The organism is Geomonas edaphica, from assembly GCF_004917075.1.
Taxonomy (GTDB): Bacteria; Desulfobacterota; Desulfuromonadia; order Geobacterales; family Geobacteraceae; genus Geomonas; species Geomonas edaphica.
Genome location: NZ_SSYB01000004.1, coordinates 96,344 through 117,913, shown reverse-complemented (window position 1 = coordinate 117,913; position 21,570 = coordinate 96,344). Strand labels below are relative to the sequence as shown.

25 protein-coding genes are annotated in these 21,570 nt (G+C 61.6%); 11 read left to right on the top strand and 14 right to left on the bottom strand.

Features of this window, described 5'->3' with window-relative positions; translation table 11 throughout:
• Nucleotides 1-246: 246 nt before the first annotated feature.
• The 5 genes from E8K79_RS11295 to E8K79_RS11275 all read left to right on the top strand — a co-directional run bounded on the left by E8K79_RS11295 (nt 247) and on the right by E8K79_RS11275 (nt 4,386).
• Nucleotides 247-681, top strand: coding sequence for a Fur family transcriptional regulator (locus E8K79_RS11295; RefSeq protein ID WP_136514835.1), 435 nt, complete (start codon nt 247-249; stop codon nt 679-681).
• Nucleotides 678-1,604 carry a metal ABC transporter substrate-binding protein gene (locus tag E8K79_RS11290; protein ID WP_136514834.1) on the top strand — a complete coding sequence of 309 codons (927 nt, stop codon included), beginning with the start codon at nt 678-680 and terminating at the stop codon, nt 1,602-1,604. The genes E8K79_RS11295 and E8K79_RS11290 overlap by 4 nt, the downstream gene beginning before the upstream one ends.
• The gene (locus tag E8K79_RS11285) at nt 1,601-2,353 is read left to right on the top strand and encodes a metal ABC transporter ATP-binding protein (protein ID WP_135869445.1); all 753 of its coding nucleotides are present in this window, start codon (nt 1,601-1,603) and stop codon (nt 2,351-2,353) included. The genes E8K79_RS11290 and E8K79_RS11285 overlap by 4 nt, the downstream gene beginning before the upstream one ends.
• A gap of 56 nt (nt 2,354-2,409) precedes the next feature.
• Nucleotides 2,410-3,234, top strand: coding sequence for a metal ABC transporter permease (locus E8K79_RS11280; protein ID WP_135869446.1), 825 nt, complete (start codon nt 2,410-2,412; stop codon nt 3,232-3,234).
• Nucleotides 3,235-3,312: 78 nt separating this feature from the next.
• Nucleotides 3,313-4,386, top strand: coding sequence for a GGDEF domain-containing protein (locus E8K79_RS11275; RefSeq protein ID WP_246043806.1), 1,074 nt, complete (start codon nt 3,313-3,315; stop codon nt 4,384-4,386).
• Here the strand turns inward: E8K79_RS11275 and cls are convergent.
• Both cls and E8K79_RS11265 read right to left on the bottom strand, forming a co-directional pair.
• Nucleotides 4,383-5,810 (bottom strand): cardiolipin synthase, encoded by a 1,428-nt coding sequence (cls, locus tag E8K79_RS11270; protein ID WP_136515537.1) that lies wholly within the window; start codon nt 5,808-5,810, stop codon nt 4,383-4,385. The two genes, E8K79_RS11275 and cls, sit on opposite strands and share 4 nt — an antisense overlap.
• Nucleotides 5,811-5,889: 79 nt before the next feature.
• On the bottom strand, nt 5,890-6,450 hold the full coding sequence (locus E8K79_RS11265; RefSeq protein ID WP_135869447.1) for a thioredoxin fold domain-containing protein: 561 nt from the start codon (nt 6,448-6,450) through the stop codon (nt 5,890-5,892).
• A gap of 151 nt (nt 6,451-6,601) precedes the next feature.
• Here E8K79_RS11265 and rsmB point away from each other — a divergent pair, with 151 nt between their 5' ends.
• From rsmB to E8K79_RS11250, 3 genes are read left to right on the top strand one after another with little or no spacing between them, the layout of a single operon-like run.
• Nucleotides 6,602-7,951, top strand: a complete 1,350-nt coding sequence (gene rsmB / locus E8K79_RS11260) for a 16S rRNA (cytosine(967)-C(5))-methyltransferase RsmB (RefSeq protein WP_136514833.1) — start codon at nt 6,602-6,604, stop codon at nt 7,949-7,951.
• 8 nt (nt 7,952-7,959) lie between these two features.
• Nucleotides 7,960-8,625 (top strand): ribulose-phosphate 3-epimerase, encoded by a 666-nt coding sequence (rpe, locus tag E8K79_RS11255; RefSeq protein WP_135869449.1) that lies wholly within the window; start codon nt 7,960-7,962, stop codon nt 8,623-8,625.
• A 26-nt stretch (nt 8,626-8,651) separates the two neighbouring features.
• On the top strand, nt 8,652-9,254 hold the full coding sequence (locus E8K79_RS11250; RefSeq protein ID WP_246043805.1) for an NUDIX hydrolase: 603 nt from the start codon (nt 8,652-8,654) through the stop codon (nt 9,252-9,254).
• Here E8K79_RS11250 and E8K79_RS11245 read toward each other — a convergent pair whose 3' ends face one another.
• Genes E8K79_RS11245 through nadA form a run of 4 tightly spaced genes read right to left on the bottom strand, consistent with a single transcriptional unit; the run spans nt 9,255 to nt 12,691 of the window.
• Entirely contained in the window at nt 9,255-10,463 is a 1,209-nt protein-coding gene (locus E8K79_RS11245; RefSeq protein ID WP_136515535.1) for a TraB/GumN family protein, read from the bottom strand.
• 8 nt (nt 10,464-10,471) lie between these two features.
• Complete coding sequence (locus tag E8K79_RS11240; protein WP_136514832.1) at nt 10,472-11,161, bottom strand: endonuclease III domain-containing protein; 690 nt, start codon at nt 11,159-11,161, stop codon at nt 10,472-10,474.
• Nucleotides 11,162-11,204: 43 nt separating this feature from the next.
• Entirely contained in the window at nt 11,205-11,762 is a 558-nt protein-coding gene (locus E8K79_RS11235; RefSeq protein ID WP_136514831.1) for a gamma carbonic anhydrase family protein, read from the bottom strand.
• Nucleotides 11,763-11,776: 14 nt separating this feature from the next.
• Nucleotides 11,777-12,691, bottom strand: coding sequence for a quinolinate synthase NadA (nadA, locus tag E8K79_RS11230; protein ID WP_136514830.1), 915 nt, complete (start codon nt 12,689-12,691; stop codon nt 11,777-11,779).
• A gap of 200 nt (nt 12,692-12,891) precedes the next feature.
• Between nadA and tatB the strand changes: the two genes are divergently transcribed.
• On the top strand, nt 12,892-13,218 hold the full coding sequence (gene tatB, locus E8K79_RS11225) for a Sec-independent protein translocase protein TatB (protein WP_129124583.1): 327 nt from the start codon (nt 12,892-12,894) through the stop codon (nt 13,216-13,218).
• A 101-nt stretch (nt 13,219-13,319) separates the two neighbouring features.
• The gene (locus tag E8K79_RS11220; protein ID WP_136514829.1) at nt 13,320-13,739 is read left to right on the top strand and encodes a hypothetical protein; all 420 of its coding nucleotides are present in this window, start codon (nt 13,320-13,322) and stop codon (nt 13,737-13,739) included.
• Nucleotides 13,740-13,750: 11 nt separating this feature from the next.
• Here the strand turns inward: E8K79_RS11220 and E8K79_RS11215 are convergent, their stop codons facing one another.
• From E8K79_RS11215 to E8K79_RS11180, 8 genes are all read right to left on the bottom strand, one after another.
• A complete protein-coding gene (locus E8K79_RS11215; RefSeq protein WP_135869455.1) occupies nt 13,751-13,942 on the bottom strand; it encodes a hypothetical protein in 192 nt (63 codons plus the stop codon).
• Between the two features lie 97 nt (nt 13,943-14,039).
• Nucleotides 14,040-14,891, bottom strand: a complete 852-nt coding sequence (ybgF, locus tag E8K79_RS11210) for a tol-pal system protein YbgF (protein WP_135869456.1) — start codon at nt 14,889-14,891, stop codon at nt 14,040-14,042.
• A gap of 76 nt (nt 14,892-14,967) precedes the next feature.
• Entirely contained in the window at nt 14,968-15,558 is a 591-nt protein-coding gene (pal, locus tag E8K79_RS11205; protein WP_136514828.1) for a peptidoglycan-associated lipoprotein Pal, read from the bottom strand.
• Nucleotides 15,559-15,679: 121 nt separating this feature from the next.
• Nucleotides 15,680-16,894 (bottom strand): Tol-Pal system beta propeller repeat protein TolB, encoded by a 1,215-nt coding sequence (gene tolB / locus E8K79_RS11200; protein WP_136514827.1) that lies wholly within the window; start codon nt 16,892-16,894, stop codon nt 15,680-15,682.
• Entirely contained in the window at nt 16,891-17,646 is a 756-nt protein-coding gene (locus E8K79_RS11195) for a TonB C-terminal domain-containing protein (protein WP_136514826.1), read from the bottom strand. Before E8K79_RS11195 ends, tolB begins: the two co-directional genes overlap by 4 nt.
• The gene (tolR, locus tag E8K79_RS11190; protein ID WP_136514825.1) at nt 17,643-18,062 is read right to left on the bottom strand and encodes a protein TolR; all 420 of its coding nucleotides are present in this window, start codon (nt 18,060-18,062) and stop codon (nt 17,643-17,645) included. The genes E8K79_RS11195 and tolR overlap by 4 nt, the downstream gene beginning before the upstream one ends.
• A gap of 3 nt (nt 18,063-18,065) precedes the next feature.
• Nucleotides 18,066-18,737 carry a protein TolQ gene (tolQ, locus tag E8K79_RS11185; protein WP_136514824.1) on the bottom strand — a complete coding sequence of 224 codons (672 nt, stop codon included), beginning with the start codon at nt 18,735-18,737 and terminating at the stop codon, nt 18,066-18,068.
• A gap of 609 nt (nt 18,738-19,346) precedes the next feature.
• Nucleotides 19,347-20,126, bottom strand: coding sequence for a carbon-nitrogen family hydrolase (locus E8K79_RS11180; protein WP_136514823.1), 780 nt, complete (start codon nt 20,124-20,126; stop codon nt 19,347-19,349).
• Nucleotides 20,127-20,400: 274 nt separating this feature from the next.
• Here E8K79_RS11180 and hemW point away from each other — a divergent pair, with 274 nt between their 5' ends.
• On the top strand, nt 20,401-21,546 hold the full coding sequence (gene hemW, locus E8K79_RS11175) for a radical SAM family heme chaperone HemW (protein WP_136514822.1): 1,146 nt from the start codon (nt 20,401-20,403) through the stop codon (nt 21,544-21,546).
• The last annotated feature ends 24 nt before the right edge of the window (nt 21,547-21,570 follow it).

The following is a 21,570-nucleotide window of genomic DNA, read 5'->3' as shown; positions in this document are numbered from 1 at the left end:
CCAAGAACCGCTCCGGTCTGCGCCCGGTCAGCAACTCCCTAATCTGGCAGTGATGTCGCTTTTGAAGTGGTTAATGTTGGGGGCCCGGTTTACGTGAAAGGCCTGTTCCACTGTGTCATTTGACCGAATCAGCCCGCTATGGCTACGGGAAGGTAGCACAAAGGCCCGTCGGGTGACATAAATTTTCTTGACTTTGAGACCCCGCCCGCTATTTTAAAACGAAATCATTTCTATTTAGAGGCTGGTATGGAGCAGCGTCACGCGGCGGTACTCAAAGCGGCTGGTATGAAAGCGACCCCGAAACGGTTGGCCATTCTCGAGCTGCTTGAGGCTGAGTCGGGGTACGCGAGTCCCGAGGAACTCTGGAAGACGTTGAAGGGACGCTTCGACCGTCTCGGGTTACCCACGGTGTACCGAAACCTGGAGGAACTTTCCGAGAGCGGCGTCCTGACCAAGGTGATCCATCCCAACCGCCAGCTGTACTACTACTTCTGCAGCAACCCGGAACACCATCACCACTTCGTATGCCTTTCGTGCCGCAAGGTTGAGGACATCCCTTCTTGCGGCATCGATGCGTTGGAGCGTGAGGTGAGCATCCGTAACGGCGGGAAGGTGCTATCGCACATCCTGCAGTTGAACGGTCTGTGCGGCGGTTGCGCTAAAAAAGGGGAAATGGCATGAAATGGCTTACGATGTTGCTCCTGGCCATGGTCCTGATGCTGCCGGGATGCAGCCGTCAGGAGAGGCAAAGCGGAAAGCTGCAAGTAGTGACGACCCTGTTCCCTCTCTACGACTTCGCAAGGACGATCGGTGGCGACAAGGCGCAGGTGACGCTGCTCCTTCCGCCAGGAGTCGAGCCGCACAGCTTCGAACCGCGGCCGGAAGACGTGGTGCGGGTGAACCGGGCCGACCTCTTCGTCTACACCAATGCGGTGATGGAGCCGTGGGCGGCTAACATCATCTCGGGGCTGGATAAGGGCAAGGTGGCGGTGGTTGAAGGAGGAAGGGGGATTCACCTTATGCAGGGGCCGGTATCGGACCAGCACCGCGAAGGGCACGATGATGCCCACGACGGGAGGGGGGGCGACCCGCACATCTGGCTCGACTTCGACAACGCGCGCACCATCGTAAGAAACATCCTCGCCGCCTACGTCACACGCGATCCTGCCAACAAGGCGTACTACGAGCAGAATGCCGCCGGGTTGGACCGGCAGTTGGCTGCATTGGACCAGCGCTTCAAGGATACCCTTGCCAACTGCCCGAAGAAGGTGCTGCTGCATGGCGGACACTATGCCTTCGGCTACATGGCGAGAAGGTACGGCCTGAAGTATATCTCGGCCTCCGCGGTGAACGCCGATGCAGAACCCACCCCGGCTAAGCTCGCTGAACTTGTGCAGATAATGCGCCGCGAGCATTTGGGTTACGTCTATACCGAGGAGTTGCTTAGTCCCCGCGTGGCCGAGACCATAGCGCGCGAGACCGGGGCCAAGGTTCTCATGCTGCGTGCCGGGCACAACGTCACTAAGGACGAGCTGCAAAAGGGGGTCACCTTCGTCTCCCTCATGGAAGAAAACCTCAAGAATTTGAAGACGGGGCTGCAATGACAGACAAAGCTCTCACCGTGCAGAACCTCTGCGCCGGCTATCACGGGACCGAGGTGCTGCAGGACGTCTCTTTCACGGTAAATCCGGGCGACTACGTGGGCATCTGCGGGCCGAACGGCTCCGGGAAGAGCACCATGATAAAGATCATCCTTGGACTTCTCGCTCCCACCTCCGGCGCCATTTCCGTCCTCGGTAAGCCGCTCGGGGGCTTCCACGACTGGCGCCGGATCGGGTACCTGCCGCAGGGGTTGCAGTTCTTCAACCCGCACTTCCCGGCCACCGTCGACGAGGTGATCCGGCTCGGCCGGCTTTCCGCGAAGAAATTCCCGCGGCGTTTCACGAAGGACGATACGCGAGCCGTGGAACAGACCATGGAGTGGATGGGGATCTCCCACATCAGGGGGAAGATGATCGGCGAGCTTTCCGGTGGGCTCAGGCAGCGGGTACTCCTGGCGCGGGCGCTGGTGAACGACCCCGCGCTGCTCGTGATGGACGAACCGACTACGGCGCTCGACCCGGAGACCAGGGAGAGCTTCTACAAGCTCATCTTCGAGATGAACCGGGAGAAGAAGGTCACGGTGCTCCTGGTGACCCATGACACGGCCACCATCGGGAAATACGCCTCGCACCTGCTTTACCTGGACAAGAAGGTTATTTTCTACGGCAGCTTCGACGATTTCTGCAATTCCACCGAGATGACCGGGTTCTTCGGCGAGCACGGCCAGCACCTGGTTTGCCACAGGCACTAAATGACGGCGCAGGCAGGGCGGGCGAATGATGCTCCGCCCCCGCTTTTGAGGTTTATATGGATCTGAACGAGATGCTAAGTTACGGCTTCATGCAGAGGGCGCTCATCGGCGGGTCGCTGATCGCCATCCTCTGCTCTGTGCTCGGCGTGTTCCTAGTGCTGCGCAGGCTTTCGCTGATCGGCGACGGTCTCGCCCACGTCACCTTCGGAAGCGTCGCACTCACGCTCCTTTTCCGCCTCCAATCGGTCTACATGACCCTCGCCGTCATCCCGGTGGTGCTCGCCTCGGCCCTCGGGATCCTGAAACTCGCCCAGAAGGCGCGCATCTACGGAGACGCCGCCATCGGCATGGTCTCCGCCATCGGGATCGCCACCGGCGTCCTCCTGGCCAGCGTTGCCGGGGGCTTCAACGTCGACCTCTTCAGCTACCTTTTCGGCAACATTCTCTCCATCAGCTCGAGCGAGCTTGCCATCGCGGCGGGGCTCTTCGTCATCGTCATCGCCGGTGTCATCATGTTCTACAACGAACTCTTCGCCAGCACCTTCGACGAGGAACTCGCCAAAAGCTCAGGCCTGGACACGGACCGCATCAACGCCGTCCTCGTGCTCCTGACCGCGCTCACCGTGGTGCTCGCCATGAAGGTGGTGGGCATCATGCTGATATCGGCGCTGCTCATCCTCCCTGCCGTCACGGCGTTGCAGGTCGCCAAGGGGTTCAAGGCGGCCATCATCTCCGCGGCCGCCATCGGGGTCGGCACCGTCATCTGCGGCATCTCGGTGTCCTTCGTCCTCAACCTCCCCACCGGCGCCACTATCGTCATCATCAACTTCGTCGTCTTCCTCTTGGCCTTTGCCCTGCGCGGCCTGCTGCGCCATTCCTAGCCGTTCCGCAACGCCGCAAGATTGCCGTCAACTTTCCCGCCGCTCTGCCGATAAGCTCCAAGTGGAGCAGTCAAACTGATGACCGAGGCGGCCGGGATGGTAGAGGGAAAGGGTTGGATCAGCGCGGGCGACATAGCACGGCACACCGGTCACAAACGGGTGCTGTGCCTCATCGCCTGGCTCCTGGTCGGGCTGGTACTGCTCGACTCCTACCTGGTACCCTTCCCGGGGCGCGGAACTCTGCTCGTATCGATCCTCTCACTCACCCTCATCGGCAGCCTCACGCTAACCCGCATATTCCTGAAAAACTTCCAGATGAAGGCCTCCCTCGACCTCGCCCTGCTGCTCGGCTATCTTGTGGCGGTCTGCTGGTTCACCGGGAAGGCCGACAGCCCCTTCGTCCCGGTCATCTACCTGATCTTGATGGCCACCTCGCTGATTCTCGGGAGACGGACCACCTACCTCATGGCGGGACTCGCGGTCGCCTGCTATTTCCTGCTCCTGGCCGGCGCCTCGCCCGCCTTTCTGGGCAACATCACCGGTCATCTCATCAGGGTGGTCCCCTTCGTCCTCATGGCGCACGTGGGGGCGATGCTCTCCGGCGAGGCCGAGTGGGCACGGGCCAATGTGGAGCGCCTGTCGCTCACCGACGACCTCACGGGACTTAACAACATGCGCAGCTTCGAGACTCTCGCCCTGCAGCAGGAGAAGATCTCGCGCCGCTACGGCACACCATTCGCCATCTGCATGCTGGACGCGGACAACCTGAAGCAGATCAACGACCGTTACGGGCACCTGGCCGGCACCGAGCTCATCAAGTGGACCGCCCGCATCATCCAGGCCAACATCAGGGAGAGCGACGTCGCGGCGCGCTTCGGGGGGGACGAGTTCATCGTCATGTACAACGACCACGACAGGGAGCAGATCCGTCCCGCCGTGGAGCGGATCGTGCGGGCCATGGACCACTGTCCCTTCAGTTACGAGGGGGAACTGATAGACTGCACCCTTTCCGCGGGAATAGCCTCTTACCCCGCGGACGGCAACGATCTGAAGAGCGTGCTGAAGCAGGCCGATCTCGCCATGTACCGCAGTAAGCGCATGGGCAAGAACCGGGTCTCCCTGGCGGGATCCGGGGGGGCGGAAACGGGTTAAAGGTAGGGGGAGAAGAGCTTCGCGGCTGCGTCGCGCAGCTTCGCGGCGAGCGGGCGGGCGTCCATCTCGGCGAGGGTGATCTCCCGGGATAGGGCGAGGGTGGCCATGCAGCGCCCCTCGAGGGCGGCGGCGAACTCCAGGTCGTAGACCTCCAGGTTGAACTCGAAGTTGAGCCGGAGGCTCCTCGGGTCGAGGTTGGCGCTTCCGATCAGGCTCCAGCTCCGGTCCACCACCATGAACTTCGTGTGCACGAACGGGGCGGGCTGGGCGTAGATGCGCACCCCCTGTTGCAGAAGTTCCCACAGGTAGGAGCGGCTCGCCCACTGCACGTAGGGGAGGTTGTTCACCTCGGGAAGCACCAGGGTGATCTCGACGCCGCGCAAAGCCGCCGTGATCAGCGCCGAGATGAGCGGGCGGTCCGGGATGAAGTAGGGGGTCACGATGGTCACCGTCCTGCGGGCGCAGGAAAGGGCGCCGAGGATGATCCAGTTGAGCTTGCGGAAGTCCTTGTCCGGCCCGTCGCTCACCGCCCGGGCGAGGGCGCTTCCCGCCTCTGCGAGTTCGGGGAAGTAGCGCGCGTCGGTCAGTTGTTTCCCCTTGGCGAAGTGCCAGTCTTCGACGAAGGTTCTCTGCAGGTCCGCCACCACCGGGCCGAGCACCTGGAAGTGCAGGTCCTTCACCACCGGCGCGGGCGTGGTCACCATGTGCCTGCTGCCGATGTTCATGCCGCCGGTGAATCCGATACGCCCGTCCACGACCAGGATCTTTCTGTGGTTGCGCAGGTTCAGGTACCCTCCCGGACGCAGCGGCAGGAAATGGCGGAATTTCACACCGCTCCCCTTCAATAGCTCCCGCGCCGTAGGCTTTGAGTACTTTTCCCCCAGGCTGTCCACGATCACCCGCACCTCGACCCCGCGGTCCGCCGCCCGGGCGAGGGCGGCGACGAAGCGCCTGCCGGTGTCGTCACCGTCGAAGATGTAGGTGGAGAGATGTACCGAAGAGACGGCCGCATCGATGGCGGCAAGCATGGCCGGGTAGGCCTCCTCGCCGTTTTCCAGGGGGATCAGGTGGTTGCCCGGGAGAAGCCTCGTGCTTACGACGCGCTCGGAGAGGTTTCTTAATTCCCTCAGGTAGGCGAGCTCACCCGGGAGGCGCGCCGTGGGGACGTCCTTCACCGTCGGTGGGATGATGGGGAGGGCACCTGACTCACGGTGCCAGCGCTTGGCGCGGCTGTAGATGCGGTTGACACCCATCCCCCAGTAGAAGATGGGGCCGAAAAGCGGAATGGCGAGGCAGGTGAGGATCCAGCCGAGCGCAGAGCGGGGATCGCGCTTGTTGACGAGGGCATGCCCGGCCGAGAGGAGCGCGAGGGCAGCCAGCGAGGCGAAGAGAAGTCCGGTGAAAATGTGGTCCAGGGCATGCATCATAGAATCACATCATGAAAAGGGGGCGGCATGGCTGCCGCCCCCCATGTGGAATAAAAACCTGGTGCGGCTGAAAAGATCAAAGCAGGGTGAACGGCTCGGCGCGCCTTGTCCAGTCGCTCTCAGGATACTGGCTGGAGAGCTGCTGATAGATGTCTTTGAGGGCCGTCGGGTCGTGGCTCGCACTGAAACGCGCCACGCCTCGCAGGTAGACCGCTTCGGGCGCCGATGCGCTCTTCGGGCAACCGTTTAAAAGGGTGTTGAACTGGATCACCGCTTCGTTGAACTGCCCGTTGTCCAGGCAGACCTTGCCCATGCCGAGGAGCACCGAGCCGATCATGTCGGCGGGGGGAAGGAAGCCGACGCTGCGCTGGTGTTCGCGGCCGTACAGGTCGAGGGTGATGAGGGTAGGGGTCGAGCTCACCCGGAAGTCGGCGGTCTGGGTGACGGAACTGACCGGGATCCTTACCGGTATGACGTGGTCCGAGATGAAGTTGACGACCTGCGGGTCGGCGAAAGTTACCGCCTCCATCTGTTTGCAGCCGATGCATTCCGGGCTGAAGAACTCAAGCAGCAGTGTCTTCTGTTCCGCCTTCCCCCGAGCCAGCGCTTTTCCCATGTCCGTTTCCCAAGGTATCATGGTAAACCCTCCTCTCGGTTATCATTAAACCCAGGCTAAAGGGTAGCCCCTGTATTTCCTATGTCAAGTGCCCTAACCGCTTGCGATTTTGGGCGAAATGCATATAATGATTCCGGCCTCGCCCAGATCTTCACCCCTGAAAGGAAGTAATTTGTCCAGCAAAAACCCACGCCGCGCCGCCTTCGATATCCTGCTCCGGATCGAAAAAGAAAAGTCCTTCGCAGACATCCTCATAGACCACGAGCTCTCCAAGGACATCATCAAGGGGGCCGATAGAGGCCTTCTGACCGAACTGGTGTACGGCGTCCTGCGCCGACAGGGGACCCTGGATTACATCATCGGGCAGTTCTCCAAGCAGAGGACCGAGAAGCTCGAGCTCTACGTGCTCCTCTTGCTGCGCCTCGGGCTCTACCAGTGCTTCTTCCTCGACCGCGTCCCGGTTTCCGCCGCGGTGAACGAGACTGTGAAGCTCGCCAAGGAGCTCGCGCCGCGCGCGTCCGGCTTCATCAACGCCATCCTTAGAAACGCGGACCGAAACCGCGACAACATCCGCTACCCGGACCGCGCCGAGAACCCGGCAGGGTACCTAGCCGTGCGCTACTCGCACCCCGCATGGCTCACCCGGCAGTGGGTCGAGCAGATGGGTGTGGAGGAGGCCGAGGCGCTGGCGGCTGCCATGTCGGAGCCCCCGCCGCTGACCGTGAGGGTGAACACGCTGCGCGTCTCGCGCGAGGCGCTCTTGGAGCGTCTGACCGCCGAGGGGGTGAGCTGCAGCGCGACCCGCTGGTCTCCGGACGGGATCAGGCTGAACCAGTCCGGGCAGATCACGAGGCTTGCCTCCTTCCGCGACGGCCTCTTCACGGTGCAGGACGAGTCGAGCCAGCTCGCCCCGCTCTTTCTCTCGCCGGAGAAGGGGGACCGGGTGCTCGACGCCTGCGCGGCGCCCGGCGGCAAGTCGACGCAGATCGCCCAGCTCATGGGGGATTCCGGCGAGATCTACGCCTGCGACGTGAACCACAAGAAACTTCGGCTCATCAAGGATACCTGTGACCGTCTCGGCATCACCTCGGTGCGCACCTTCACCATGGACGCCACCTCCCCCTCCCCCGCGATCAAGGAGGTCGTCTTCCAGAGGATCCTGGTGGACGCCCCCTGCTCGGGGCTCGGCGTGATCCGGCGCAACCCTGAAGGGAAATGGAGCAAGTCCGGCGACGATCTCCTGCAGCTCGCCCGGACCCAGATCTCCATCCTGGAGAACCTCTGCAAGTACCTGGAGAAGGGGGGGACGCTCCTCTACGCGACCTGCTCCACCAGCGTCCAGGAAAACGAGTTCGTGGTGGACACTTTCCTGCGCGACCACCCCGAATTCGTCGCAGAGGACCTGCGCGGGCTCTTCCCCGAACTGACCCCGCTTTTCACGGAGCGCGGCTTCTTCAGAAGCTGGCCGCACCGCGACGGCATGGACGGCTTCTTCGCCGCCCGGCTCAAGAAAATCAAGTAGGAGAAACCATGAAAAAGATCGCTCCCTCCATACTTTCCGCCGACTTCGCCCGCCTGGGCGAGGAGATCAAGGCCATCGAGGCGGCAGGCGCCGATTACGTACACGTCGATGTCATGGACGGCCAGTTCGTCCCCAACATCACCATCGGCCCGCTCATCGTGGAGGCGGCGCGCCGTGCGACCACCCTGCCGCTCGACGTGCACCTGATGATCGTCGACCCGGACCGCTACATCCCGGACTTCGCCAAGGCGGGGAGCGACATCATCGTGGTTCACGCCGAGGCGACCAACCACCTGCACCGCACCGTCCAGCTCATCAAGTCGTTTGGGAAGAAGGCGGGTGTGTCGCTAAACCCGGCGACGCCGCTGAACGTCCTTGACTACGTCATGGAGGAGCTCGACCTGATCCTGCTCATGACGGTGAACCCGGGCTTCGGGGGGCAGTCCTTCATCGAGGCGTGCATCCCGAAGATCCAGGCGCTCCGCTCCACCATGGACCGCCGCGGCATCGAGGCGGAGCTCGAGGTGGACGGCGGCGTGAAGATCGACAACATCGCCCGCATCGCCCACGCCGGTGCCGACGTCTTCGTGGCGGGGAGTGCCGTCTTCAACTCCCCCGACTACGCCGCCACCATCGCGGAGCTCAAGAAAAGGGCCAAGGAGCCGGTGCTCTGACCGCGGAAAACGGTCAGGACAGGGCGTTGGAGCCGGCCGAAGTGCGGGAGAGGCTGAAGCGCTCTCTCGCCGAGCGCCGGCGCGTCCCGATGGAGGCCGGGCCGGTTCCCGCCGCCGTCCTGATCCCGCTTTTCATGAAAGACGGCGAGTACCACGTCCTCTTCACGAAGAGGACCACCCACCTGACGCACCACAGCGGCGAGATCTCCTTTCCGGGGGGGCGCTGCGAGGAAAGCGACCGCGACAGCGCCGACACGGCGACGCGCGAGGCGTGGGAGGAGGTGGGGATCGATCCCGGCGACGTCGAGATCCTGGGTGAGCTGGACGACTGCCACTCCATCCACAACTACCTGGTCACCCCGGTGGTCGGGATCTTCCCGGAAAACTACCTCCTCACCGTGAACGACGCCGAGATCGAGCGGCTGATCGAGGTGCCGCTGTCGCACTTCTCGAAGCCCGGCGTCTACCGCGTCGAATACTGGAACCACAAGGGAATCGAGAACTACCCGATGTACTTCTACCTCTACGGCGAGGACGAGATCTGGGGACTGACCGCGCGCATCCTCAAGAACTTCCTGGACGTGCTCTGGGGAGTGGAGCAGGCGGGTGAGGATTCCGAACAGTTCTAGCTACTTCTTATTCGCCTCGGCGATGGTTTGGAAGTCCACGCCGAGGCGCTTCTTTTCTTCCTTCAGCACGAAGCCACGCTCTTTCACCCCGGCCTCAATCCCCTTCATGTGCAGCGCGCCCCAAGGGATCACCACGGTGTCGTATCCCTTCAAGGCCCGATCCAGGTAGCTGAGGACCACCTCGTTGCGGCGGGTGAGGATGTCCTCCCTGATGACGTCGTACATCTTCGGGGTGACGTTCTTCTCGGCCCAGCGGTTGAGGCTCAGGACCCCGTCGACGACGGAGCCGTGGCTCCCGAGCTCCTTGCCGACCTGGTTCAGAAAGAGAAGGGTCTCTGGACGGAAGGTGGCGAGGTCCGTGTCGGCGAGCACGATGTCGGGCCCCTTGCCGGCGGGGCGGCGCGCAGCGTCGAGTGCCTTTTCGTCGATGACGTTGCCGGAAAAGAGCATCTTCTCCTGGGAGGCGAGCCCCAGGAAGTCGGCCACCTTCCGGTAATCGAAGCGGTTTTTCAGCACCTGGCTGCGGTCGGTCACCCCTTCCGCCAGCACGACGGTGCGCCCCTGCACCGGCCCCCTGGTCACGTCCTCGTAGTAACCCTTCTCACCCACGTGGATCATCCCGGAAAGCTTCACGGTCTGGTTCCCCCGCTTGTAGACGCGCTCGGTCATGTACAGGCCGCCCGGCGCCACGCGCACGAAGCCCGCGGTGTTGAGGTTGGCCCAGGCGTCGGCGCTACTAAGGGTGAAGAGGGTGAAAAAGACCGGGAGCGCCACCACGTTCGCCGCGGTGAACAAAAGGGTGTTTTTAAGGCCGAACACGGGGCCTTCGAAGCGCCATGGGGGTAGGGTAAGTCCGGGCGCCTTGCCGTCGCGGTACTGCGCGATGAGCATGGGAGGGACGCCGACCTGGATCAAGGACATGAGTATCGAGTAGATCCGCGACTCGCCGAGCGCCGGGATGAGCCAGGCGAGCATGGGGACCGCGAACGGGAAGAGGATCAGCGGGAGGAAGAGCCGCTTGGGGATGCGCCGGTCCACCCACATGCAGATGTAGAGGAGCACGGCGAAGAAAAGCACCGTGCTGGCGACTTGCATCCGGAACAGGGAGAGCGGCTCCACCGGTCCGAAAAGCGAGGAAATCTCGTCAAGAACGGAGAGGAAGCCGTCGGCGAAGAAGAGGATCAGGAAGACGTTGGCGAAGTTTCTCATGTGGCTCTCTATAAGGGGGTGGCGCAGCAGCAGGCGGCTTTCAGCGGGCATCCGTCGCAGACAGACGTTTTCCGGCAGTGGCGCTTGCAGTGCTCCACGATCTGGGCGTGGTATTCGTTGAACAGCGGTACGTCGGGGGGGAGATGCTCCATGAACAGGGCGCGCACCTCGTGGTAGTCGTCCTTTTCACTGACCAGCCCCAGACGCGAGAATAGGCGGCGGGTGTAGGCGTCCACCACGAAAGATGGCTTGTGCCCGGCGTAGAGGAGGATCGAATCGCAGGTCTCCGGTCCGATCCCGGGGACCCTGACGAGCTCGTCGCGCAGCGGACGCCACTCTCCGGCGAACATCACGTCGAGGCTTCCGTGGCGTGTTAAGAGCCACTCCACGAACCCCTTGAGCCGCACCGTTTTCACGTTGAAAAAGCCGGAGGGGCGTATCAACTCGGCGAGCCGCTCCGGTTGAGTATCCCGGATGGCCTCGACCGAGAGGAGCCCCTCCCGTTTCAGGTTCGCTATCGCCTTTTCTACGTTTCCCCAGTTGGTGTTCTGGGTGAGGATGGCGCCGACGCAGACCTCGAAGGGGGTGTCGGCAGGCCACCAATTGAGGGCGCCGTAGCGCTTGAAGAGCGCGTCGAAGAGCTCCATGAGCTGTTCGCGCCGGCGCGGAATCGTCTCCCCGCCCGTGTTGTTTTCCATCGTATGCATCGTCTCCGGGCCGCGGTGGGCCCCGGTAAATCTTCTACTCGTTGTCGGTGCGGCGCGGCGTCGCCGGGTCATCCATGAACTCGCGGGAGTAGCGGACGTAGTTCCCGGCTGAGCGTCCGAGCCAGGCGATCTCATTCTCGGTCAGGTCCCGCTTGTATTTCGCGGGGGAGCCAACCCAGAGGGTGCCGGGTGGGATCACGGTCCCCTCGGTGACGAGAGCCCGGGCACCCACGAGGGCCCCCTTGCCGATGACCGCTTTATCCATGATCATCGCCTGCATCCCGATGAAGGCGCCGTCCTCGATGGTGCAGCCGTGCAGGGTGACGCTGTGGCCTACGGTCACGTCGTTGCCGATGACGAGCGGAGCGCCCGGGTCCTCGGCGTGTTTTTTATGCGTTACGTGCAGCATGGAGAGATCCTGGATATTGGTCCGGTCCCCAATGGTGATGGAGTTCACGTCGCCGCGCACCACGCAGTTGTACCAGATGCTCGACTCCTTACCGATACTCACCTCACCGATGATGACGGCACCCTCGGCGATGAAGGCGGAAGGATCGATCTTGGGGTTCATGCCTTTGAAGGATCGGATCATGCGTCTCTCCTGTTTTAGTCCCTCGGGATGGCAAGCATGCGGTCCAGTGCACGCTTGGCCGGGACGCGAGTCTCCTCGGGGACCTTCACCACCGGGCGCATGTTGACGAGCGCCTCGTGCACGTCCTCTAGGGAGGTGAGCTTCATGTTCGGGCAGATGAGAGCCGGGGAGGCGAGGATGAACTCCTTGTCCGGGTTCTCGCGCTTGAGGCGCCAGAGGATGCCCGCCTCCGTGCCGATGATGAAGCGTTTCGCGCTTGATTTGCGGCAGTAGTCGTACATCCCGGTGGTGGAGCAGACGTGGTCGGCCAGCGCCACCACGGCGGGGTTGCACTCCGGATGGCAGACGAAGGGGGCGCCCGGGTGCTGGTCCTTCAGTTCCACGACCACCTCGGGCCGCAGCCGTTCGTGGGTCGGGCAGTACCCTTCCCAGAGGTGGAACTTCTTGTCGGTGAAACGGGCGACGTAGCTGCCGAGGTTCTTGTCCGGGGCGAAGATGATCTCATTCTCGCTCATGGACTGCACCACCTTGAGCGCGTTCGCCGAGGTGCAGCAGATGTCGCTCTCGGCCTTCACCGCAGCGGAGGAGTTCACGTAGGTCACCACCGGTACACCCGGGTACTTAGCCTTGAGCTCCTTCAGCCCTTCCACGGTGACCATGTCGGCCATCGGGCAACCGGCATCGAGGCGGGGGAGCAGCACGGTCTTTTCCGGTGCGAGGATCGAGGCGGATTCTGCCATGAAGTGAACGCCACAGAAGACGATCACGTCGGCGTCGGTCTTGGCCGCTTCCATTGAGAGGGCGAGGGAGTCACCGGTAATGTCGGCGATCTCCTGTACCTCGTCGCGCATGTAGTTATGTGCCAGGAGCACGGCATTACGCTTCCTGAGCAAAGATTTAATATCTGACTTTAAAGTTTCCTGCGCCATGTTTATCACCACCAAAGCAATGTTTCTCATTTGAAATATATGGTAAACAGGACCGATAGTAGACAATGTTAGAGTCCATGTCAAACCAATTAAGACCGCGGCTTTGCAAGCTTGACACCGGTAGTCAAAACCTCTATTATTTCATCGAAATTTTACATATCTGACGGGCGTTTAAACGCCGCACACGCGAGGTAAATAGTATGTTTGGAATCGGGATGCCTGAACTGGTCATCATTTTGGTTATAGCGCTCATCGTCATCGGGCCGCAGAAGCTCCCTGACCTGGCGAAGTCCCTTGGGAAGGGGCTGGCCGAGTTCAAGAAGGCGACGGACGATTTCAAGCAGACCATCGAGGCGGACAGCAGGACCGACGAGGAGAAGGAACACCTGGCGAAGCTCGCCGAGGCTAAGAAGAAGGCCGAGGAGGAGAAGGCCAAGGAGGCTGAGGAGCTCAGGGCAAAGGTGGAAGGAAACGTCGCCGAGCCGGTGGCCGCCGCGGCAGCAACCGAGCCGGAAAAGAAGGCTTAGCCATATCGAAAAGAAACGTACTGGAAAAGGCGGGGTGACCCGCCTTTTTTTGTATCCGCAAACCCGGTATACTCTAGCATCCCAATCCCGCAGGTGACGCCATGTTCAACTGGTTCAGAAAGAAGCAAGAGGTGCTGCAGTTCCCCGACGCCCGGAGCGCCTTCGCGCACGCCTGCTCGATCGGCTACACCCCTCTCATCGGGGGACTGGTCCCCGCGCTGGTCGAGGAATCCGGCGGGATGAACCGCGACGGCGAGCGCACCTTCATGGTGAGCCTCGCCGCCCCGGAAGGGGAGCTGAAGCTCTGGAGCTGCACCTTGAAGGGGGCCCCCGGGTACCCGGATGAGGGGGATTTCGTAGGCTTCCGGGTGGTCACCATCGCCTCCGACCTCCCCGAGCCCGCGAATCTGATCGGCTACATCGCCTGCCGTCTGCAGCCCTTGCTCGTCACTGGGAAGGGGTGGGCCGTCGGAGAGAACTTCACCCCCGAGAACATCAAGCCCGCCTTCAGGCCGCTGTAGGCGCCTCTTTCTTATCCCTTTTGCGTGAGCTTAAGCTCGGCCGGAACAGGCTCCGTCTCCCAGGTGATCTCCGGGTAGAGGGATTTGTCCAGCTTCAGGTAGGTACCGTCCACGCCGGTTTCAGCCCACCAGCACTCCTTCCCCTTGGTCGGGAGCTTGTCGAAAAGGTAAAGGTCGTTGTTTTTGTCTCTGGCCAGGAACATCGTCGTCTCCTTTGCTCTTGTACGTGTGGTGCCGAAACGGGAAGGCCCTCCCGTTTTTGGCAGGAGGGCCTTCTCGGAGTCCTTCCTGTGTTGCGGCTTACTTGATTTTGTATTTCTCCCTGGCGACCTTGGCTTCTTCGCTCTTCGGGTGCTCCTCCACCAGTTTTCTCATGATGTAGGCTGCGCTCTTGTTGTCGCCAAGTTCCCTGAAGGCCATACCCTGCTTAAGCATCGCCGCCGGAGTTTTTTCGCTCGAAGGGTAGTTCTTGATCACTTCCTGGAATTCCAGCACCGCCTGTTCCCAGTTCTTCTCGGAATAGTAACTCTCGCCGATCCAGTACTGTGCGTTGGCTGCCAGGGGCTGCTTGGGGAACTGGAGCAGGAATGAAGCGAAGATCTCGCGCGCTTTCGCCCTCTCTCCGCCCTTCAGTGCGTCATAGCCTTGCTGGTAGAGCACCTCCGGGGTAACCGGCGCAGGGAGCTGCTTCTTCTTCTGCTCCTCGAGCCCTTTCTCCAGCTTCGTCATGCGCTCTTCGATGGCGGACAGCCGCTTGTTCAGGTCTTCCTTCAAAAGGGCGATGTCGTCTGCGGGCTTTTGGGCCATGATGCGGACGTCATCGATCTTTCCGGTGAGAAGCTGCATGTCCACCCGAGCGCTCTCGAGCGTTGCCTGCAGGTCGGCGCCCCCCTTGCGGATGGAGGCCATATCCTTCTGGTAGCCTGCGACGTCCGTCTGCAGCGTTTCCAGGCTATGGCGGTAACCGGCCAGCGACTTCTCAACCCCTTCTTTCACCTCGCCGCGGACTTCGTTCAGCCCTTTGTCCAGGGTGAAGATGCGGTTCTTCATCTCGTCCGTGTCGCGGCGGACCGATTCCAGATCACTCTGGCTGGCGCAGCCGAAAAAGGTGAGCAGAACCAGCGCACCCAGCGCCACCCTCGTCATTGACATGTCAGAACCTCCTCGTTAGCTGCCCTAAAGATAAAAAAAGGAGCCCGTAGGCTCCTTTTGTCGGTGCGCGCACGCGTTACTTGACGACGACGAATTCGTCCCTTCTGTTCTTCGCCCAAGCCGCCTCGTCGTGACCCTGGTCTACGGGCTTTTCCTCGCCGTAGCTGATGGTGCTGATCCGGTCGGCGGCGATTCCGAGGTTGACGAGGTAATCCTTTGCCGACTTGGCCCTTCTCTCGCCCAGAGCCATGTTGTAGTCGTCGGAGCCGCGCTCGTCGCAGTTCCCTTCGATGCGGATCTTGATCCCCTGCTGTTTGCTGAGGTATTCCGCGTTCTTCGAGAGGGTGCTGCGGGAGTCTTCGGAGAGGTCCGAAGAGTCGAAGTTGAAGTAGATCTTCTGCAACTGCCCCTGCAAGTCGGTGCCCGTGGAACCAGTCGTCTGCCTGGTCGGTTCCGGGGCCACCACCGGTTCGCGAACCGGGGTCTGCTCGGTGACCGGTGCCTGCGGCTGTGCCTGCGGCTGGGCCGGTTTGGTCACTTCAGGGGCGGGTGCCGTAACAGCCGGAGCCTGCTCCTCGGGCTTCACGATCTCTTTCTTGGCGCAGCCTCCCGCTACCAGCGCTCCTAAACTGAGAACAACAAGGCATCCGGTGATTTTATTGCGCATTCCCCACTCCTTTTACTCATATGGAATATGGCCGTAGGCGCCCGCCTCGTGCCCTGGAAAAAACGTCAGAAGTATACCCATCTTTTACCGGTTAATCAACGAACATTCAAAGAAGCATATCCTACCAGTTCACCGACCAGGTGGGATGGGTGTTCAGTCCCTTATTAGGGGAGATCCTGGTCTGAGTGCTGCCGTCGGTGCGCATCAGGTAGAGTCCCTCGCCGCCGTCCCGGGTGGAACTGAAGACGATGAAGCGGCCGTCCGGGGAGAATCGGGGGTGCTCGTTGCTCCCGGTGCTGGTGAGCTGGGTGTCCTGGGTCCCGTCCGGATTGATGGCGTAGATCTGGAAAGCGCCTTCCTTGCGGGCGTAGACGATACGGTCTCCCTTGGGCGACCAGCGCGGTGTCACGTTGTATGAGCCGCTCGTGGTGAGGCGTCTTACGTTGCCGCCGTCAGAGTCCATCACGAAGATCTGGGGTTTGCCGAGGCGGTCGGAGACGAAGGCGATCTTTGAGCCGTCGGGCGACCAGGCCGGGGAAACGTCGATGGCGTGGTTTTTCGTCAGTCGGGAAAGTTCCTTTCCGTCTCGCGCGATGACGTAGATCTCGGAGTCGCCGTCCTTGGAGAGTACGAGGGCGATCCTGTTGCCGTCTGGAGAGAAGACCCCCATGGCGTTCAGGCCGCTGCGGAACGAGACACGCGCCTCGAGGCCGGTGAAGAGCTCGCGACGGTAGAGGTCCGGGTTCCCCTTCTTATATGAGGTGTAGATGACCTCCTTGCCGGAAGGGGCGAAGTCGGGGTAGAGGTTGATCGAGCCGTTGTTGGAGAGCCGCTGAGCGTTGTGCCCGTCGTAGTCCATGATGTAGATCTCTTTGTTGCCGGAGACCTTGGATACGTAGGCTATTTTGCCGGTGAAGGGGCCCTTCTGGCCGGTCAAGGCGCGCAACACCTCGTCGGAGAAGGCATGCCCCATGCGGCGCAGGTCCTTGACCCTGCCGGTGTAGCGCTTGGCCGCCACCTCGCGGTTCAGCACCTGGTCCACCAGGCGGCACTCGATGGTGGCCGTTTCGCCCTGCACACCTACGGAGCTTTTCAATATCAGCGGGCTCGTCGCGTCAGCGCTGATATCGAAGGGACCGGCGATGGCAAGGTCGAAGCCGAAGAGCTCCGGGAGCTCCTTCGCCGTTTCGGCCGGGGCCTGACCGGAGAGCACGGTGGTCGGGGCGATGAAGAGCTTCAGCTTTCCGGAGACCGGAGCCGTTACGTCGATGTACCCCTCGGCGGCGAAGAGCCGGGGCGCCAGGAGGAGGAAAAACAGAAGGAAAAATGTTCTCATTTTATACCGACCCCTTCAGGCCTGAAACGGAACACCCGCTTGAAATAGGCGCCGTTCGGTGGTGGGACCAGCGTCTTTCCTGCGAGCGTCACGGCGCGCCGCACCGCGTCGTCGAAAAGCGGGTCTCCTGATGGTTTCTCCACGTGGTAGTCGATGTATCCGTCCGGCGACACTGTGATGGTCGCCATCACCTGCGGTGCCTTGGCCTGCATGGCCATGGTCTCTTTTAGCGCGTCTTTCAGGCGGGACTGCAGGTACGAGGAATAGTCGCTTCCTGCCTGTGTTCCTTTGCCGCCGGGCATCCCGGTCCGGGCACTCCCCTTTTTCTTCAGTGCGTCGAGCGCTGCGGTCTGACGCCGGTCTTCCGCCTGCTGTTCCATCCTCGCCATGCGCTCGTTGAAAGCCTTGGCCTCGGCCGCCTCCTTCTGCTGTTCCGCCTTGGCTTTTGCCGTTGGTGCTTTTGCGGCGGGCTTGGTAGGCAGAGCCATGGCCGGAGCGGCCGGTGCGGGAGGGGCCGGCGTCGGCGCGGCAGGGGCTTTACTCTCCTGTTGGGAGGGTGCAGGGGTGCCGCTTTGCGGCGAGGCTACCGGGAGGGTAACCATGTCGACGTACGTGACCGAGGTTTCATCCTCATGGAACTGGGGCAGGATGTGCCAGTAGGCGATGACCAGGAACACGACCAGGTGGCAGATGAAGGAGACTGCGAACATCCCCCCCGGTCCCGGGTAGTTGCGCCTTAACGCGTTTATCATTGCCGCTGCGGGGACTCCGTCACCATGCCGAGGCGTTCGACCCCGGCTCCTTTGATATGTGCCATCACCTTGACCACGTCCCCGTACGGAACGGCACGGTCGGCCTTGAGGAAGACCTCGCGTTTCTCCCTGCCGGCCAGCATGGTGGTGAGTTTCTCCTTCAGAAGGTCAGGGGAGATTTCCGAGGAGTTGATGAAGGTCTTTCCCGACTGTTCGATTGAGACCACCAGGGTGTCCTCCTTGGGCGCGAGAGACTTCGTCTCCGCTTTGGGGAGGTTGACCTGGACCCCCTGCTGCATCATCGGTGCGGTGACCATGAAGATGATCAGGAGCACCAGCATGACGTCGACCAGCGGGGTGACGTTTATCTGCGACATGGTGCCGCGATCGCCGTTTTCCCTGTTGCCGAACTCCATGGTTTATCTCCCGAAGTTGCGCTGCACGATGTTGAGGAACTCGGTGGAGAAGCTGTCCATCTCGGAGATGAGCACCTTGATCTTGTGCTGGAAATGGTTGTAGCCCATGACGGCCGGGATGGCGGCTACCAGGCCGATTGCGGTGGCGATGAGCGCCTCGGCGATACCCGGTGCGACGACGGCGAGCGATGCGGAGCCGCTTTTGCCGATCTGCTCGAAGGCGGTCATGATGCCCCAGACGGTGCCGAAGAGCCCGACGAACGGGGCGGTGGCTCCGGTGGTGGCGAGGAAGGTGAGGTACTTCTCGAGTCTGGTGATCTCGGAGGTGGTAGCGCGGCGCAGGGCGCGGGCGATGTTGTCCACCCCGCCGAGGTCGGTGCTGACGATGCTGGGATCGGCCTTTTCTTCTACCTTTTCCTGCAGCCTTTTCAGTTCGCCGTACCCTTCCTGGAAGAGGACGGTGAGAGGGGAATGCTCGAAGCGGTCCAACTGGGAGCTGATGGCGTCGAAACGTTTGGCTTTCCAGAAGAATTCGAGGAAGCGCTCGGAGGCGCCGTTGGCGCGGTACACCTGAAGCAGCTTGTAGAAGATGATGCCCCAGGAAACGACCGAGAAATAGAGCAACAGCATAAGAACCAGTTTTACGACCAGGCCGGTCGAAGCAAGCATGCCCACGTAGCAACCTCCGCGGTTTGGGTTGAAATCAATCAGCAAAAAATATGCTTTACCATCGGCGAAGTCAACAGGAAAGACATGCCCCCCCCCCCGGCGATACACCTCTTCTTTCGCCTGAAGTCATCGATTCAGCTGAGACAAAACCCGTTTCCCCTTCGACGGGCGCGTTGCAGCCTCGCTGCCGCTAGCCATTTACTGCACGAGGGTGCAGGTCCGGAGGGCAAGAGTTGACGTTTCGAAACACGAGTGGCTGGTCGGGACGACGCACGAAATGGTAGGTTCGACGCGCGTAGTTAAGCTTCGATTCGCAAAAAATAAGGTTCGTTGAACGAAGTGACGTTTCATTGAACGAAGTGACGTTTCATTGAACGAAGTGACGTTTCATTGGGCGAAGTGACGTTTCGCTGCGCGAAGTGACGATTCGTTGAACGAAATGACGATTCGTTGAACGAAATGATAGGTTCGTTGCACGAAGTGATAGGTTCGATGAACGAAGTGGTAGGTTCGATGAACGAAATGAAGAATTCGACGAATTTGGCCGCCAAAGTGGCGGCGTACCCGTCCTTTTCGTCTCGTCCTTACATGCCTTTTCGCCCGATGGGGGTGTGCTTAGTAGCACTCCGGTCGTCTGTCCTGGAAGCAGTTGATGCTCTGACGCCAAGCCGTCACCTCGGCTGGGTCGAGGATAGCGGTCGGTTCGCAGTTTTCATAGCCTCCCTCGGCGAGGATTTCACCCTTCGGTCCGATCACCAGAGAGGACCCGAAGAAGTCAAGCTTGCCGACTATGCCGCAGGTGTTGGCGGCGACGACGAAGAGCTGGTTTTCGATGGCGCGTGCCCGGATCAGCGTGCGCCAGTGCTCCTCGCGCGGCTTGGGCCATTCGCCAGGTACCACGATGATCTCGGCACCGTCCACCGCGAGCCGACGGGCGAGCTCCGGGAAACGGAGGTCATAGCAGATCATGGCGCCGATTTTGCCTACACTGGTGTCCACGAGGCAGACGGCGTCGCCGCGGTCCAGGTGACGGTCCTCGCCCATCATGCCGAAGAGGTGCATCTTGCGGTAGCTCCCGGCGAGCCTGCCGCGGTCCATTATATAAGAGGTGTTGAAGACCTTGTCGCCGTGTGGCTCCGGGAGGCTCCCGACGATAACCATGGAAAGTTCCGTGCTCAGAGTCTGTATCTTTTCGAGCACCTCCGGGGTGCGTTGCGCCAGGTTGTTCAGCTCCCGGTAGGCGAAGCCGCAGCTCCACATCTCCGGTAAAACGGCGAGCTCCACCCCTTCCCGGGCCAACTGGCGCAGCTTCTCAGTCGCATAGGTGACGTTGGTTTCGATATCGCCAAGCGCGATGTTGAACTGCACCGCAGCGGCCTTGATGCTTTTATCCATATGAGTTTCCTCCTGTCATGCTGGTTCCCGCTTCTTAGTCCTCGCCCCCGGAGGGGGAGGGTTAGGGAGGGGGCGCGCAGCGTCATGCTTCCCCCCTCCCAGCCTCCCCCCTCCGGGGGGAGGCTGGGAGGGGGGCTGCGACCTGGGCGAAGCGGAGTGTAATCCGAGCATTAAAGTATTTCAAGCAGTTTCGTGGAGTTGCGGCCCTTTTACCGTGACAAGGAGAAGGCACTTCTGCTAGAAAGTTAGCTGGCGTATCAAGGAGCGCCCAAACATGCGAGCAGGTCTGTACGTTCATTTTCCCTTCTGCCTAAAAAAATGCCTCTACTGCGACTTTAATTCCGCCGCCGGATCAGGCGAGGATGCGGAGCGTTACGTGGAGTTTCTGCTGCGCGAGATGGAGCTGCGTTATGCGGCGCTCCCGGAAGCGGTACAGGCCCCGACCCTCTACTTCGGCGGGGGCACTCCCTCACTCATGGCACCGGAGCAGGTCGGCCGCATCATCGATAGGGCGGCGCGGCGCTTCGGACTTGCCGGCGACGCCGAGGTCACCCTGGAGGCGAATCCGGGTACGATAACCCCGGAACGGCTTGCGGGGTATCGCGCCGCGGGGGTGAACCGGCTCTCCCTGGGGATACAATCCTTCGACGAGCGCCTGTTGCAAATGCTCGGCAGGGTACACACGCGCCAGCAGGCTATCTCCGCTTTCGACGAGGCGCGCCGTGCCGGGTTCGATAACCTGAGCATCGACCTCATGCACTCCCTCCCCGGGCAGACGCTTGAGGAGTGGCGCGCCGCCCTCTGTCGTGCCATCGAGCTCGCACCCGAGCACATCTCCGCCTACGCCCTCTCGGTGGAAGAGGGGACTCCGTTTGAGCGCCTCTACGACGAAGGGGCGCTCGTTCTTCCAGGCGAGGAGGAGGCGGCGCGCATGTTCGAGGCAACCTCGGAGATGCTCAAGGCTGCTGGCTACCTGCACTACGAGATCTCCAACTTCGCACGTCCCGGACTCTTTTCCCGCCACAACCTCTCCTACTGGAGCCGTCAGAGCTACCTCGGTTTCGGCAGCGGAGCCCACTCCTTCTGGAACCCCGACGGGATAGGCCTGCGCTGGAGTAACGCGGTGAATGCGGCTTCCTACCGGGAAGAAGTTTCCGCTTCGGTGCTCCCGGAGCGCGACCGGCTGGAACTCGCGCCGGACGACGCTGTGGCGGAGAGCTTCTTCCTGGGCTTGCGCGTCCTGACCGGTCTCGGTCTCGCCCCGCTCAAGGCCTCCTTCGATGCCGAGCTGCTGGCACCCCGCCTGGCGCAGGTGGACGAGCTTTTGCGCGACGGCCTTCTAGTCGCCGAAGGCGACACCATAAGGCTTGCCGACAGCAGCGTGATCATAGCCAACAGCATCTTCTCCCGCTTTCTCTAAATCCCCTTTTTCCCAGCTAGAGAA

Excerpts from the sequence above, each read along its gene's own strand:
- E8K79_RS11295 (WP_136514835.1), top strand. The coding sequence starts at position 247 with ATGGAGCAGCGTCACGCGGCGGTACTCAAAGCGGCTGGTATGAAAGCG.
- E8K79_RS11290 (WP_136514834.1), top strand. The coding sequence starts at position 678 with ATGAAATGGCTTACGATGTTGCTCCTGGCCATGGTCCTGATGCTGCCG.
- E8K79_RS11285 (WP_135869445.1), top strand. The coding sequence starts at position 1,601 with ATGACAGACAAAGCTCTCACCGTGCAGAACCTCTGCGCCGGCTATCAC.
- E8K79_RS11280 (WP_135869446.1), top strand. The coding sequence starts at position 2,410 with ATGGATCTGAACGAGATGCTAAGTTACGGCTTCATGCAGAGGGCGCTC.
- E8K79_RS11275 (WP_246043806.1), top strand. The coding sequence starts at position 3,313 with ATGACCGAGGCGGCCGGGATGGTAGAGGGAAAGGGTTGGATCAGCGCG.
- cls (WP_136515537.1), bottom strand. The coding sequence starts at position 5,810 with ATGCATGCCCTGGACCACATTTTCACCGGACTTCTCTTCGCCTCGCTG.
- E8K79_RS11265 (WP_135869447.1), bottom strand. The coding sequence starts at position 6,450 with ATGATACCTTGGGAAACGGACATGGGAAAAGCGCTGGCTCGGGGGAAG.
- rpe (WP_135869449.1), top strand. The coding sequence starts at position 7,960 with ATGAAAAAGATCGCTCCCTCCATACTTTCCGCCGACTTCGCCCGCCTG.
- E8K79_RS11245 (WP_136515535.1), bottom strand. The coding sequence starts at position 10,463 with ATGAGAAACTTCGCCAACGTCTTCCTGATCCTCTTCTTCGCCGACGGC.
- E8K79_RS11240 (WP_136514832.1), bottom strand. The coding sequence starts at position 11,161 with ATGGAAAACAACACGGGCGGGGAGACGATTCCGCGCCGGCGCGAACAG.
- E8K79_RS11235 (WP_136514831.1), bottom strand. The coding sequence starts at position 11,762 with ATGATCCGATCCTTCAAAGGCATGAACCCCAAGATCGATCCTTCCGCC.
- nadA (WP_136514830.1), bottom strand. The coding sequence starts at position 12,691 with ATGGCGCAGGAAACTTTAAAGTCAGATATTAAATCTTTGCTCAGGAAG.
- tatB (WP_129124583.1), top strand. The coding sequence starts at position 12,892 with ATGTTTGGAATCGGGATGCCTGAACTGGTCATCATTTTGGTTATAGCG.
- E8K79_RS11220 (WP_136514829.1), top strand. The coding sequence starts at position 13,320 with ATGTTCAACTGGTTCAGAAAGAAGCAAGAGGTGCTGCAGTTCCCCGAC.
- E8K79_RS11215 (WP_135869455.1), bottom strand. The coding sequence starts at position 13,942 with ATGTTCCTGGCCAGAGACAAAAACAACGACCTTTACCTTTTCGACAAG.
- ybgF (WP_135869456.1), bottom strand. The coding sequence starts at position 14,891 with ATGTCAATGACGAGGGTGGCGCTGGGTGCGCTGGTTCTGCTCACCTTT.
- pal (WP_136514828.1), bottom strand. The coding sequence starts at position 15,558 with ATGCGCAATAAAATCACCGGATGCCTTGTTGTTCTCAGTTTAGGAGCG.
- tolB (WP_136514827.1), bottom strand. The coding sequence starts at position 16,894 with ATGAGAACATTTTTCCTTCTGTTTTTCCTCCTCCTGGCGCCCCGGCTC.
- E8K79_RS11195 (WP_136514826.1), bottom strand. The coding sequence starts at position 17,646 with ATGATAAACGCGTTAAGGCGCAACTACCCGGGACCGGGGGGGATGTTC.
- tolR (WP_136514825.1), bottom strand. The coding sequence starts at position 18,062 with ATGGAGTTCGGCAACAGGGAAAACGGCGATCGCGGCACCATGTCGCAG.
- E8K79_RS11180 (WP_136514823.1), bottom strand. The coding sequence starts at position 20,126 with ATGGATAAAAGCATCAAGGCCGCTGCGGTGCAGTTCAACATCGCGCTT.
- hemW (WP_136514822.1), top strand. The coding sequence starts at position 20,401 with ATGCGAGCAGGTCTGTACGTTCATTTTCCCTTCTGCCTAAAAAAATGC.